The following is a 12848-nucleotide window of genomic DNA, read 5'->3' as shown; positions in this document are numbered from 1 at the left end:
TAAGATAATAAGAGACTATTTTATGAAATCAAAAACCGCGCCTTGGATTTTTACTGCTAGCTGCCCAAGCATAATAGGAACGGTCGACGTAGTAACTCGATACATGGCGCAAGCCGGTAACTATGTTGATGAAATTCACTCTTTTGATGACCGCGAATCAGGTCGTTTTTTTATCCGCATAGAATTTTTGCCACAACATGCTGATTTCAATGAAGACGTGTTTAAAACTGAGTTCGCAGAACGCGCTGCTGAATTTAATATGGATTGGTCGTTAACCGCACCAAACCACAAACCAAAAGTCGCGATCATGGTGTCGAAATACGATCATTGCTTGAATGACTTATTATACCGTTTTCGTACTGGGCAATTGAATATTGATGTTACTGTCATTATTTCCAACCATCCTGATTTAGAAGACCTTGCTAAATGGCATGGTATTCCTTATTACCATTTGCCTATTACCGCTGAAACTAAGCTAGAGCAAGAAGCGCAAGTTCGTGACTTGATTGAAAAATATGACACTGAATTGGTGGTATTAGCACGTTACATGCAGGTGCTTTCTCCAAGCATGTGCGAATACCTAGATGGCCGAGCAATCAATATTCATCACTCTTTATTGCCAGGCTTTAAAGGCGCTCGCCCTTATCACCAAGCTTGGGAAAAAGGCGTGAAAATGGTCGGTGCGACGGCTCACTATGTTAACAATGATCTCGACGAAGGTCCAATTATTTCCCAAGGTATTCAGGTAGTAAACCATGCGCATTACGCAGAAGACTTGATCGCGAAAGGGCAAGACATCGAACGTGTTACCTTGTTTAACGCGGTGAAATGTCACGTTGAAAAGCGTGTTTTCTTGAATGGTAAACGCACCGTGGTATTTGGTGGGTAGTCTGCTTATCTAGCAGCAGATTAGTGCAAGTAAAAAGCTGCTCCGGGGAGCGGCTTTTTTTGTTTAAAATTCAGTATTCAAAATTGTTCTTTAGTGTGGCATGTTGCTTAGGATGGTTTGTTATATAAGAAAAACAATGTCGCCAGAAGGGGTATTTGGTGTTCGCTGCTTTAGGTAAATAAATAATTGATCGATCAGCTTTTTCTTAGTTGTTCCTTTTGGCCAAACTAAATAGTAGCCATCTCCGGTTGCGATAGCTTCATTAAACGGTGTGGCTAATAATCCATTATTAATCGTATCAGCGCTTAACAGTAAGTCTCCTATTGAAACACCATGTCCACACATAGCAGCCATATTGCCTTGTTCTAAGGTGTCAAATATTTTGCCTTGTGCAAGATGTAAATCGGGGTGTTTTTGAGTGCCTTTGAGCCATCGTCTCCAATCTCTCTTATCTGGTGATGGGTGAATCAGAGAGCAGTTCTCTAGATTGTTGTGAGCAATCTCTTTCATGTTTGGAGCGCATATTGGTATTAGCCATTCTAGAAAAAGCAGTGCGCATTCTGTGTCCTGACCAAACACCCCATTCCCTAAAAGGATCGCACAGTCGTAGGGTTCTTTACTAAAATTAACGGTATCAATATCCATCCAAACGCTGGTGGTTTCGATCTTATGTGTTGAATTATCTTCATGAAAGGTATGTAAGTTATCTAGCAACCAGCGCATCGTAATAGTAGAAGGTGCTTTTAGTCGAATTTCATTATGGCTACTGCGAAATTCTGAGCACGCTCTTTCTAGATAATTGAATCCTTCACTAATCTGCCCAGCGAGTGAGCTACCAGCACTTGTTACTTCAACTTTAGGGCCTTTCCGTTTAAATAGTTCACATCCAAACCATACTTCTAGCGTGCGAATGTGCTTGCTAATGGCTCCCGTTGTTAGATTTAGGTGGTCCGCAGCCCTAGTAAATGAGCCATATCGAGCCGCGGCTTCGAAGGCGCGAAGTGCATATAGTGGTGGTAGTGACATAGGGAATTTATCCAATGTTGAGTTTTATTCACATTTAGCTTTATTTTTTTCCGTTTTTCAACAGCGTTTTAAGTATTGAATAATATGCTCGTTTAAATGAATGGATGCAGGGAAAAAAATGTTAAGTAATGGAAAAATAGTAATTCAGTCAGATTTAAAAAAAATAATACAGGATCAGAAGTTTTTATCTATAAGTGAAGATTGGCGAGTTGAAGCATTCAGAAACATTATGACATGTCTTGAAGATAACGCTTTTCCCTGCTTTTTTGGTCGAAATGCTTGTAGAAAAAATTCCCTTCGTTTTGCCTTTATTGGGGAAAAAAAAACGATTGTTGAGATGGTTGGAGCTTTAACTGAGTTTACGCAAAGTATCGCTAATACTGAACTAGAAGATCGGTTGTATAGCCCATTATTGATTGTATTCAAAGAAAACGAATTTAAAAAGTTAACTGATGAACATGATTTCGCATGGAATCGAATACAAGAAATGCATGATCATGATATCTCCCCATGGCCAAAAACGATTCCGACAGAAACTGATAATTCTGAATGGTCTTTTTGCTTTGGTGGAGTCGAACTATTTATTAATGTGAGTTGCCCAAGTCATACTCAACTGAAAAGCAGGAATCTTGGGAGGCATGTAGTATTCGTTATTAACCCTCGGGAGCATTTTGATGTTTTAGCAAGTCATAAAACACCTAAAGGAAGAAATATCAGAGAAAAAATACGTCATCGAGTTGATAGTTATAATGGAGGAATTGTTCCTGCAGAACTAGGGTTTTATGGAGACTCTGATAACTTAGAATGGAAGCAATATATTCTAAATGAGCATGATTCTAATTCCAGATCTCGCTGTCCTCTTCATATTCAAAAAAAAGAAAATAGCTTATGAACTTAGCACTGTTAATGGCATACATATTTGCAATTCTAATATTGCTTCTAACACCCGGTCCGGTTGTTGCTCTTGTTACGGGTACGGCAATTCGTTTTGGATACCGAAGAGCCTTTGCTACTGTGGTAGGCACGAACTTAGCCTCATTCGTGTTGATTTTTTTTGCAGCACTGATGTTGATTGGCGTAGTCTCATTAGATATTTTTTATCTGCGAGTATTGGGAGTCATAGGCTCATGTTTTATTGGTTATATGGCTATTCAAAGCTTACAAACCATATCCACTGTAGCTAAAAATGACGAAAAAAATGCGGGTTCAAGTAAGAGTGGAATGCTTCAAGGCTTCATAACAGGTATATCGAACCCTAAAGATATTCTGTTTTTCGTTTCGCTGTTTCCCCAATTCATTGCCATTACAAATGATTTTAGTACAAGTATTTTTACTCTTTCTATTGTCTGGATGATTTTTGATATTACGGTGCTCTCTCTTTATATTCTTATTGTGAAACGGTGGCTTCCGAATAAGCATAATAAGGGGATGGAGATCTTGTCGTCTTTATTTCTTTTAGTTATAGCAGTTTTAGGGGTGATATATAATATCTATGAAATGGTGGGGCTTGATTGATTTAGATGGATGGAATGTCTGTTAGTGTTTCTTCTAAGGGGTCAGGTTGGGGGCAGAAACGTGTGTTGGGTTATTTATTGAAGTAGTCCCTGAGTTCAAGCATAAACTCATCACTTATGAACTAGTTGAGCCGTCCTAGAGCAAATATTGGTCTATTTTCCTATCCGCTGCGTATCATTTTAATTGAGTTCATTTTAAGAGAAGCAAGAGGTCAATTTTGAGGATAGCAAAAGTGTGTGTGGCGCTGAGTTCTTTATTGCTCGTTGCCTGTACCAAAGTAGGGTTAGGCGTTGCCAATTTACCTAATGCATTCAGTGATACCGAAACGACAAAAGATATCGCTTATGGCGCTGAGCCTTGGCAGAAGTTAGATGTTTATGTCCCGCCTCATTCTTCGGGTCAATCTCTTCCTGTTGTTGTCTTCTTCTATGGTGGCAGCTGGAAGGATGGTTCAAAAGACATGTATCCCTTTGTAGGCGAAGCCTTTGCGAAAAAAGGCTATATCATTGTGATTGCCGATTACAGTAAATACCCGCAGGTAAAATTTCCGACCTTTGTTGAAGACGGTGCCAAAGCGGTTGCTTGGACCTATCGTCATATCGCCGAATATCAGGGCGACCCTAAACGCTTGTTTATAGCGGGACATTCCGCTGGTGCGCACATTGGCGCCATGGTGGTTGCGGATAAGCAGTATTTGCAAGCCGAAGGCTTAACGCCATCTATTACCAATGCCTTTGCTGGCTTATCTGGCCCCTATGATTTTGTGCCTTACGAAGACGACTATAAGGACATGTTTGGCCCACCTGCAAACTACCCAAACATGCAAGTAACCACGTTTATTGATGGCAAAGAGCCGCCAATGTTACTGCTTTGGGGCGCTGACGATACTATCGTAGGCAAAAGCAATATGGATAAGTTAATCGCAAAAATTCATGCTGAGCAGGGCAGCGTGGAAAGTAAAATCTACCAAAGTGTTGGCCATGCCGATATGGTGTCTAGTCTTGTGTGGTTTTTGAAAAGCAAAGCACCAATTTTAGATGACGTGACGGATTTCTTTCAGCGCCACGGTGCGAATGCGGAAAAAGTGGAAGATTAAAGTGTACTGACATTTTGCTTGGTCAGGATAGCGTTGAAATCTTTTAATGGACATTAATCAGTTAAGTAAACACATACAAAAATTACTTAAATCCACATTACTTTTGTATAGAAAAACGATAGCCTCAATTTAAATGGTTTATATATTTATTCGATATAAAAAGGGCTTAATGTGGATTTAGTTCGACTTATTTATACTAGCACCATTACCGAGAAATTTGAGGTTGATGACATTGCCCGCATTCTTAAAGTGGCACGAGTCAATAATAAAGCCCTCAATGTGACTGGCTTGCTGTCTTTTAACAGGCAGTTCTTTCTTCAATGTTTAGAAGGAACACGCCAAGACGTGAATCAGATCTATCATAAAATCGCGACGGATTCCCGCCATAGAAAGCCTGAAATAATAGATTATCAAGAAATCTCCCACAGGGAGTTCGATAGCTGGAATATGGGCTATTTACAAAATACAGAAAGCCTTCGTGAGCTATTTTATCAGCATACAAAAAGCATCAGTTTCGACCCATATAACATGAATGGTGAGCGTGCTTTGTCTCTATTGCTGGATATCAGAGATGAGATAAAACGGGCAGAATCACAATGATAATCTAGGGAATATGCTCTTCGAAGTGGATGTAACTCTCTCCTTACATAAGCATTCTTTATGAAGTTGATACCCAATTGTGTGGTTGGAGTGTTTTTTACAGTGTGTTCAGTTTAGTATACTGGCCTCTTTTCCCGACACGTTGTGAAGTAGCCTCTATGACAGAAAACAGTATGACGGACACCAATTCCAGCTTCGATTTGGCCGCTGAGCTAAAAGCCATAGTTGGCAGCCAATATACGCTAACCGATGAAGACAAGACCAAACCTTACAGCCAAGGTTTTCGTCTTGGTGGTGGTAAGGCGTATGCGGTTGTTCGTCCTGGTAGCTTGGTCGAAATTTGGAAATGTCTGCAAGCCTGTGTGAAAGCGGACGTTATCGTCATTATGCAAGCGGCTAATACTGGCTTAACGGGTGGTTCAACACCTAATGGCGCGGACTATGATCGTCCTATCGTGATCATCAGCACCATGCGCATTGACGACATTCAGTTGCTTGATCAAGGTAAACAGATTGTGGGTTTTGCGGGAAGTACCTTGTTCGGCTTAGAAGACACGCTGAAACCTTATGGTCGTGAGCCTCATTCTGTTATTGGTTCTTCTTGCATTGGTGCGTCTATTGTTGGTGGTGTGTGTAACAACTCTGGTGGCGCTCTAGTTCAACGTGGCCCTGCGTACACAGAAATGTCCTTGTTTGCCCAAGTTACACAAGATGGCGAACTGCAGTTGGTAAATAACTTAGGTATTGAGTTGGGAACGGATCCAGAAGAAATTCTGACCAACCTGCAAAACAAAACTTACCAAGAAAAAGACGTTCAGTTCCCAGAAAAGCGCGGTTCTGACAACGAATACCACGAGCGTATTCGTGACGTAGACGCAGACACCCCATCACGTTTCAATAACGATCCTCGTCGCTTGTACGAAGCATCTGGTTGTGCGGGTAAATTGGCGGTCTTTGCTGTGCGTATTGATACCTTCCCGATTCCAGAAAAGTACCAAGTCTTCTACATTGGCACCAATGATCCTGCGGTGATGGAACAAATGCGCCGTGATATGTTGTCTACCTTCAAAAATCTGCCTGTGTCTGGTGAATACATGCACAGCAGCAGCTATGACATCAGTAAAAAATACGGCAAAGACAGCTATTTAGTGATCGATAAATTGGGCACTAAATACATCCCCAAAATGTTTGCGCTAAAACGTACAGTGGACAGATGGGCTGGAAAACTGAAATTCATGCCGTCTAAATTCTCTGACATCATGATGCAATACGCGAGTCAGCTGTTCCCAAATCATCTACCAAAGCGCATGGAAGATTTCCGTGAAAAGTACGAACATCATTGGATAGTGGAAACCAGCAACGACGGTGTGGCGGAAGCGCAAGCCTATTTAGAAAACTTCTTTAAAGACAACGAAGGTGACTTCTTTGTTTGTACCAAACGTGAAGCTGACCAAGCCATCTTGCATCGCTTTGTGACCGGCGGAGCATTGACTCGCCTTCATATAATGAATAAGAAAAAACTGGGTTCCATCATGACCATCGACGTGGCCTTCCCACGAAATGAGCGCGATTGGTTTGAAGAACTACCAAAAGACATCGAAGAAAAAGTCGCGGTGAAAATGTACTACGGGCATTTCTTCTGTCACGTCATGCACCAAAACTACATCATGAAAAAAGGTGTTGATGCCAAAGCGGTGAAGAAACAAATTCTATCCAGCTACGATGCACGCGGTGCAGAATACCCAGCCGAACATAACGTGGGCCATGAATATGTTGCGAAACCAGCATTGCGTGAGTTTTACCAAAAAACCGACCCAACCAACAGCTTCAACTCCGGCATCGGTGGCACCAGTAAATTGAAAAACTGGCAAGAGCTGAGTGGCGAACACACAGGCTGTGGTTGTCATAAATAAGCGTTAGAACAAGAGTAAATGCAAAAAGCCGAGACGTTTCTTTTAAAGATGTCTCGGCTTTTTTGCTTCTTTACTTAACCATTGAGAATTGAGAGATTTCTATATCTTGTCCGTCAGGGAACTTTGCGTGTATTTCTAGCTTACCTCCCAATGCTTCAATATATTGATTCAATGTACTGATAAGGGCATCGGGACGATTTTCAATTTGAGAGATGTTTGGCTGAGCGATATTCATAAGACCTGCTAAATCTGCCTGATTTATGCCTCTTTTTTTTCTAACTTCTGCAAGAGACATCTCTGTAATGATGGCAACAGCTTTAGCTCTAGCTGCGGCTTGAACCTCTGGTTTAATTTTCTTCCGTAATTCGTTGATCGACTTAGCCATAACTAAACCTCCTATCTTGTGTTTTCTGAATCACTATTTTTCAAGTAATTTAAGAATTCTTTTTCAGCTAACGGAATATATCTATCATAAAAGGTCTTATCTTTTTTCCCATCTTTGCGGCCACCACATAACAATATGGCTTTTCTTGTTGGGTCAAAGGCATAAAAGACACGATAAGGTTTTCCTGCATGCTGAACTCTCAATTCTTTAAGGTTCTTTACCTTATTTGTTCCTTTTATAGAGTCTGCATAGGGTCGTGCTAATTGAGGACCTTTAATCTCTAATACATCAACCATTGATAGCACGTCTTCTTGCTCTTTGTCCGTCAAGCCAAGAAACCATTGTTCGTATTCGTCGGTTATTAATATCTCCCAAATCATAAGCAATCCTTGCTGTCTTTATGATCAAAAAATACGCTTTAACGTATATACTGTCAAGAGTATATTTTAAAAGCCTGAACTTGTTAGATTCGCTTATGAAGAGGGTTATGAGATAGTTTTTTGTCTATTCCCATTTATACCAATGTAATAAGATGACTGAAATGGATACCGCTCTGGTTAGCCAACACCACATAGGATGAAAACGACCATGTCCAACTACGACAAGTTAACGTCACACTACCAAACACTCAGCCATTTTAACCACGCTCAAGCCATGCTGAGCTGGGATGCAGCGGCAAACATGCCATCGGGCGGCAGCGAAGCACGTTCCAACGCCATGGCGGAATTATCGGTTCACATTCACCGACTATCGACACAACCCCAGCTAGAAGAATGGTTTGGTAACGCTGAACAAGAATCCTTAAGCACAGAACAACAAGCCAGCCTGCGAGAGATGAAACGTCAATGGCAGCAAGCCACTGTCGTTCCAGAAGACCTAGTACAAGCGCAATCCAAAGCGGGTTCGAAATGCGAACATGCGTGGCGCTCTCAGCGCCAAGAAAACGATTGGACAGGCTTCGAGAAAAACTGGAAAGAAGTCGTTGCTTTGTCTCGTGAAGAAGCCAAAATCCGTGGCGAAGCACTTGGTCTTACACCTTATGATGCCATGCTCGACAAATTTGAACCGGGCACTACAACCGCATCTCTTGATACCTTATTTACCGATGTGAAAACTTGGTTGCCAGAACTGATTGAAAAGGTTTTGGAAAAACAGAAGTCTGAATCCATCCTATTGCCATCGGGTACTTTCTCTACTGCAACGCAAAAAGCCCTTGGTTTAGAAGTCATGAAGCTGCTGCAATTCGACTTTGACCGTGGTCGACTTGACCAGAGTGTGCATCCGTTTTGTGGCGGTGTACCAAGCGATGTGCGCATTACCACGCGATATGATGAAAAAGACTTTGTACAAGCCTTAATGGGCATCGTACACGAAACAGGGCACGCCCGTTATGAACAAGGTTTACCCAAAGCCTTTGCTGGATTGCCTGTTGGCGAAGCCCGCTCCATGGGCATTCATGAATCTCAGTCGCTCTTCTTTGAAATGCAAATAGGGCGCAGCAAGCCATTTATTTCCCACTTATCACGACTCTCAGCTGAAGCTTTCAACGCACATAACGACCCTGTCTTTGCCGAAGACAACCTCTACAAAATCTACACCCAAGTAGAAAAAGGTTTCATTCGTGTCGACGCTGATGAACTCACGTATCCCGCTCACGTCATCTTGCGTTACGAGATCGAGCGTGACCTGATCAACGGCGTGATAGAACACACAGACGTACCGGCATTGTGGGATGAGAAAATGAAAGCCGCCCTTGGTATCTCCACCAAAGACAATTATAAAAACGGCTGCATGCAAGACATCCATTGGACAGACGGCGCTTTCGGCTATTTCCCAAGCTACACACTCGGTGCCATGTACGCCGCCCAATACAAAGCCACCATGATACAAAAGGTCGACTTCGACGCCGCAATCCAAAGTGGCGACCTAACCCCCATCTTCCAATGGCTAAGCGACAACATCTGGTCACAAGCCTCGCTTCACACCACAGATGAACTCGTCAAACGCGCCACAGGCGAAACCCTAAACGCCGAACATTTTAGAAAACACCTAGAAGGGCGTTATTTGCAAAAGAGGTAAAATCATTTAGATGAGTGGGTCAAGGCTAGACAGACCACTGTCTAGCCTTTTAATCATAATGGCTTGAACTTATCTTTTTGGATAGCCGTGTTTTAGCAATACTATCTTAGTAAAGTTTATGTAGATTAGAGTGAATATATCAGTTTTTATCTGCTGAATAAGCTAGGCTTTTTTGTTTTTCAAGTTCAGCCAAACGAGATGTTAAAGCACGGTGGATGTTGTCAAAGGCGATACTTCCTAGCGCCACGCGAAATGGCGCTTTAGGCATATCAATCACTTTAAGCATTGCCGTAACCGTATTATCAGCGTCTCCCTTAATTGGGAAATCACCATTAAACAATGCATGTCGCATTTTTTCTGCCGCGCTATTTTGATAGCTCTCTAGGGAGTTAGCTAAGTCCAATCCCTTTGCAAAGTTAGTTTCTGTTGGGCCAGGTTCTATAATGACACAATCAATACCATATTCATTCACCTCTTGAGATACCGATTCTATAAAGCCTTCAATTCCCCATTTACTAGCATGATATAGGCTGAAATTCGGATAGGCGACTTGTCCTCCTTCAGATGAGATTTGAACAATACGGCCTTTATCTTGTTTGCGTAAATGTGGTAGCGCGGCTCGTATAAGCTGAATAGACCCAGTTAGGTTCGTGGTAATCTGACGGTCAATTTGCTGATCAGTCAAAGCCTCAGCCACACCAAATAAGCCGTAACCGGCATTACTCACTACAAAATCTATTGGGCCGGCCATGAATGCAGTATCAACCGCACTCCGCACTGAGCCTAGGTCGGTGAGATCTAATTGCAACACTTGTAAACTTTCAGGGAAGCTCGCTTTTAGCTCATCTAATGTTGATATTTTCCGAACGGTTGCGAATACCTTATCTCCACGCGAAAGCGCTTGTTTTGCGAGCTTTAAACCTAAGCCTGAAGAGGCTCCAGTGATAAACCATGTTTTGTTGAGCATAATACTTATTCCTTCTGATTGATGAGGATTCACTATAGAAGATTGTTATTAGTAGTTTAATGATCAATAATTCGAATGACTTGTTTAGGATTATTCAACAATGAAAAAACCATCACTCAATGATTTGGGGGCTTTTCGAGAGGTTGCGCATCAGCGTAGTTTTAGCAAAGCGGCAGATCATCTTGGGGTAAGTCGTTCAGCTTTGAGCCATGTTATAAAAGGATTAGAGGCATATCTAGGCTCTCAATTGCTGAGACGTACTACTCGCAGTGTTTCCTTAACACCAGCTGGTGAACATTTATTCTCAGGCTTATCGCCAATACTTAGTGACTTGGATAAATTGCTGTTTGAAACTGGTCACGACAAAGAGCACCTGTTCGGAGAAATTCGAATTAATGGTAGCGAGTCGGCGATAGCTTATTTATTGGAAAAAATTGTCCCTACATTTCGAGAGCATTACCCCAGCATCAAGCTAGACCTCGTTTGTGATGGTGAGTTAAGTGATATTACTCAGGACGGATTTGATGCCGGTATCCGGCTTGGAGAGTCTCTTCTTAAGGACATGATTGCTATTCCTCTTGGCCCTAAAATAAGGTTTATTGCTGTCGCATCTCCTCAATATTTAAATCAATACCCTGCCCCAATAACACCTATTGAGCTTAATAAGCACCATTGTATTCGCCAGCGGTTACCAAGTGGTAAACGTTATCACTGGGAGTTCTTTAAAGATGAGCAATCTGTATCGGTTGATGTTCCAGGTTATATTTCATTAGACAATAACAATTTGATTATCAATGCGGCTACACAGGGAATGGGAGTCGCATTTGTTCCTGAAAATTATGCTAAGGAGCAAATAGCCTCCGGCAACTTAATTAAAGTTTTAGAAGACTGGTGTCCTGAAGAGCCTGGGTTTCACATTTATTTTCCTCGCTACCGTCACATGTCTAAAAGTCTCAGAGCGTTTATCGACGTAATAAAAGAACATAATTAGTTAAAGAGGCGTCTTGCGATAATCTAAGTGCGGTAGTTTTCCAAGGCGTGTATTGTCTTAACACGATGTTGTGTAATCATATTAAGGTGATGCAATCTAGGTTAATGGGATATTAGAAGGATAATTAGGGGCCGATGAAATGCACTAGCTCGGCCCTAAATTCACAATGGCTAAGCGACAACATCTGGACACAAGCTTCACTCCACACCACAGATGAACTCGTCAAACGCGCCACAGGCGAAACCCTAAACGCCGCGCATTTTAGAAAACACCTAGAAGGGCGTTACTTATAGTCGGACTGTGCCTTCCCCTTTTTACTTGAACTAAAGAGCCAAGGGGAAGGCTTTGACCCTGACTGCCACCTCAGCGCTTGCAGCAAACCAAACACCACCGCTCGACGTTATTTTGAGAATTGACGTTTGACCTCGCTCTGGCGTTCTATTTGCTCCTCTTTTCACCTCGTAACTGAACTTAAATACCCCAAAATGTAGGGCACGATGAGCGACGCGTGATCTGCCAAGTTCCTTCCCCTTATTAAGGGGAAGGCTAGGATGGGGTTCCAATTCTCTAATCTTCACAATCCCACAAAAGTCTTATGGTTTTAACTACGCTTTCATTGTATTGTCAGTTTATTGTAATGGATTAATTGGTATGGATTGCTTAGCCGATATTGACACGAAATCAAAAATATCAGGCTTAAACGGTCTAAATTTAACAGAGTGATACACCAAGCTTTGCTTAGTAAAAAAAGAGCGATGGCAAGACGGCGGAATTCATCAGGGATAAAAGCTAAAAATCCTAATAGATGGCTGCGAAGCTGCTTTTGTTAGATCTTGTTTTTTTGCAAAAAATCGTGGTGTCTATAGATAGTTATTTTTAGCTAAAGAAGGAGGATTAATGAGTAACTATGGACTAGTGAAAACCGTCCAGATTGACGGTGATTTTGAGGGATTTGATGATGAAGTCCTCTTTAAACTCATGGATGGAACGTACTGGATTCAAGACCAGTATTTCTATTGGTACCACTATTCATACTGCCCGCGAGTTAATATCCTCCGCGACAATGGTAGGTTTTACCTCCAAGTTGAAGGGCAAAATCAAATTGTTCCCATTCGACAAATATTTGATGTAGTTGAGTCTCAAATTAATGGAGAGTTTAAAGGGTGGGAAGGTGAAACGGTTTACGAGCTTACCAACGGTCAAGTATGGCAACAGTGTACTTACAATTATGAGTATACATATTCTTATATGCCTGAAGCCTTAATTTATAGCGTGGGTGGTGGCTATAAAATGAAAGTGGAAGGTACTTCAGCAGATGTTCGCAGGGTCAAATAAAAATAATAAGCTACAGACCGCATAATAACATATAGTGCGTCGATAGTTTTTG

At 41.8% G+C, this 12848-nt stretch carries 14 protein-coding genes; 10 read left to right on the top strand and 4 right to left on the bottom strand.

Annotated elements, in window-relative coordinates; translation table 11 throughout:
- The first annotated feature begins 22 nt into the window (after positions 1-22).
- A complete protein-coding gene (gene purU, locus CYL31_RS13305; protein ID WP_212915690.1) occupies positions 23-889 on the top strand; it encodes a formyltetrahydrofolate deformylase in 867 nt (288 codons plus the stop codon).
- 120 nt (positions 890-1009) lie between these two features.
- Here purU and CYL31_RS13300 read toward each other — a convergent pair whose 3' ends face one another.
- Complete coding sequence (locus CYL31_RS13300) at positions 1010-1915, bottom strand: LysR family transcriptional regulator (protein WP_212915689.1); 906 nt, start codon at positions 1913-1915, stop codon at positions 1010-1012.
- A gap of 118 nt (positions 1916-2033) precedes the next feature.
- Here CYL31_RS13300 and CYL31_RS13295 point away from each other — a divergent pair, with 118 nt between their 5' ends.
- From CYL31_RS13295 to dld, 5 genes are all read left to right on the top strand, one after another.
- The gene (locus CYL31_RS13295; protein WP_206610566.1) at positions 2034-2807 is read left to right on the top strand and encodes a YqcI/YcgG family protein; all 774 of its coding nucleotides are present in this window, start codon (positions 2034-2036) and stop codon (positions 2805-2807) included.
- On the top strand, positions 2804-3430 hold the full coding sequence (locus tag CYL31_RS13290; RefSeq protein ID WP_212915688.1) for a LysE family translocator: 627 nt from the start codon (positions 2804-2806) through the stop codon (positions 3428-3430). Before CYL31_RS13295 ends, CYL31_RS13290 begins: the two co-directional genes overlap by 4 nt.
- Before the next feature lie 217 nt (positions 3431-3647).
- Positions 3648-4526, top strand: a complete 879-nt coding sequence (locus CYL31_RS13285; protein ID WP_249411579.1) for an alpha/beta hydrolase — start codon at positions 3648-3650, stop codon at positions 4524-4526.
- A gap of 171 nt (positions 4527-4697) precedes the next feature.
- Positions 4698-5126 carry a BLUF domain-containing protein gene (locus CYL31_RS13280; protein ID WP_212915687.1) on the top strand — a complete coding sequence of 143 codons (429 nt, stop codon included), beginning with the start codon at positions 4698-4700 and terminating at the stop codon, positions 5124-5126.
- 173 nt (positions 5127-5299) lie between these two features.
- A complete protein-coding gene (dld, locus tag CYL31_RS13275) occupies positions 5300-7039 on the top strand; it encodes a D-lactate dehydrogenase (protein ID WP_212918904.1) in 1740 nt (579 codons plus the stop codon).
- 70 nt (positions 7040-7109) lie between these two features.
- Here the strand turns inward: dld and CYL31_RS13270 are convergent, their stop codons facing one another.
- Both CYL31_RS13270 and CYL31_RS13265 read right to left on the bottom strand, forming a co-directional pair.
- Entirely contained in the window at positions 7110-7424 is a 315-nt protein-coding gene (locus tag CYL31_RS13270; RefSeq protein ID WP_212915686.1) for an XRE family transcriptional regulator, read from the bottom strand.
- Between the two features lie 11 nt (positions 7425-7435).
- On the bottom strand, positions 7436-7804 hold the full coding sequence (locus CYL31_RS13265) for a type II toxin-antitoxin system RelE/ParE family toxin (RefSeq protein ID WP_212915685.1): 369 nt from the start codon (positions 7802-7804) through the stop codon (positions 7436-7438).
- Between the two features lie 208 nt (positions 7805-8012).
- On the opposite strand from CYL31_RS13265, the gene CYL31_RS13260 reads away from it, so the two are divergent.
- On the top strand, positions 8013-9503 hold the full coding sequence (locus tag CYL31_RS13260) for a carboxypeptidase M32 (RefSeq protein WP_212915684.1): 1491 nt from the start codon (positions 8013-8015) through the stop codon (positions 9501-9503).
- Between the two features lie 139 nt (positions 9504-9642).
- Here the strand turns inward: CYL31_RS13260 and CYL31_RS13255 are convergent, their stop codons facing one another.
- Positions 9643-10470 (bottom strand): SDR family oxidoreductase, encoded by an 828-nt coding sequence (locus CYL31_RS13255; RefSeq protein WP_212915683.1) that lies wholly within the window; start codon positions 10468-10470, stop codon positions 9643-9645.
- Between the two features lie 100 nt (positions 10471-10570).
- On the opposite strand from CYL31_RS13255, the gene CYL31_RS13250 reads away from it, so the two are divergent.
- The 3 genes from CYL31_RS13250 (at position 10571) to CYL31_RS13240 (ending at position 12796) form a co-directional block, all read left to right on the top strand.
- Positions 10571-11461: a LysR family transcriptional regulator gene (locus tag CYL31_RS13250; RefSeq protein WP_212915682.1), complete on the top strand. Its 891-nt coding sequence runs from the start codon at positions 10571-10573 to the stop codon at positions 11459-11461.
- A gap of 134 nt (positions 11462-11595) precedes the next feature.
- Positions 11596-11754 (top strand): hypothetical protein, encoded by a 159-nt coding sequence (locus tag CYL31_RS20920; protein WP_212915681.1) that lies wholly within the window; start codon positions 11596-11598, stop codon positions 11752-11754.
- Positions 11755-12358: 604 nt separating this feature from the next.
- The gene (locus CYL31_RS13240; protein WP_212915680.1) at positions 12359-12796 is read left to right on the top strand and encodes a hypothetical protein; all 438 of its coding nucleotides are present in this window, start codon (positions 12359-12361) and stop codon (positions 12794-12796) included.
- Positions 12797-12848 lie beyond the last annotated feature (52 nt).

This window comes from Marinomonas sp. A3A (assembly GCF_018336955.1).
GTDB classification, from domain to species: domain Bacteria; phylum Pseudomonadota; class Gammaproteobacteria; order Pseudomonadales; family Marinomonadaceae; genus Marinomonas; species Marinomonas lutimaris.
Note: the sequence above shows the minus strand (reverse complement) of the source record. Positions and strands in the feature narration are given on the sequence as shown.

Bases quoted from the DNA above. Each gene is read 5' to 3' on its own strand.
- CYL31_RS13300 (WP_212915689.1), bottom strand. From the start codon at position 1,915: ATGTCACTACCACCACTATATGCACTTCGCGCCTTCGAAGCCGCGGCT.
- CYL31_RS20920 (WP_212915681.1), top strand. From the start codon at position 11,596: ATGAAATGCACTAGCTCGGCCCTAAATTCACAATGGCTAAGCGACAAC.
- CYL31_RS13290 (WP_212915688.1), top strand. From the start codon at position 2,804: ATGAACTTAGCACTGTTAATGGCATACATATTTGCAATTCTAATATTG.
- CYL31_RS13270 (WP_212915686.1), bottom strand. From the start codon at position 7,424: ATGGCTAAGTCGATCAACGAATTACGGAAGAAAATTAAACCAGAGGTT.
- CYL31_RS13295 (WP_206610566.1), top strand. From the start codon at position 2,034: ATGTTAAGTAATGGAAAAATAGTAATTCAGTCAGATTTAAAAAAAATA.
- dld (WP_212918904.1), top strand. From the start codon at position 5,300: ATGACGGACACCAATTCCAGCTTCGATTTGGCCGCTGAGCTAAAAGCC.
- CYL31_RS13260 (WP_212915684.1), top strand. From the start codon at position 8,013: ATGTCCAACTACGACAAGTTAACGTCACACTACCAAACACTCAGCCAT.
- CYL31_RS13250 (WP_212915682.1), top strand. From the start codon at position 10,571: ATGAAAAAACCATCACTCAATGATTTGGGGGCTTTTCGAGAGGTTGCG.
- CYL31_RS13265 (WP_212915685.1), bottom strand. From the start codon at position 7,804: ATGATTTGGGAGATATTAATAACCGACGAATACGAACAATGGTTTCTT.
- CYL31_RS13255 (WP_212915683.1), bottom strand. From the start codon at position 10,470: ATGCTCAACAAAACATGGTTTATCACTGGAGCCTCTTCAGGCTTAGGT.
- purU (WP_212915690.1), top strand. From the start codon at position 23: ATGAAATCAAAAACCGCGCCTTGGATTTTTACTGCTAGCTGCCCAAGC.
- CYL31_RS13240 (WP_212915680.1), top strand. From the start codon at position 12,359: ATGAGTAACTATGGACTAGTGAAAACCGTCCAGATTGACGGTGATTTT.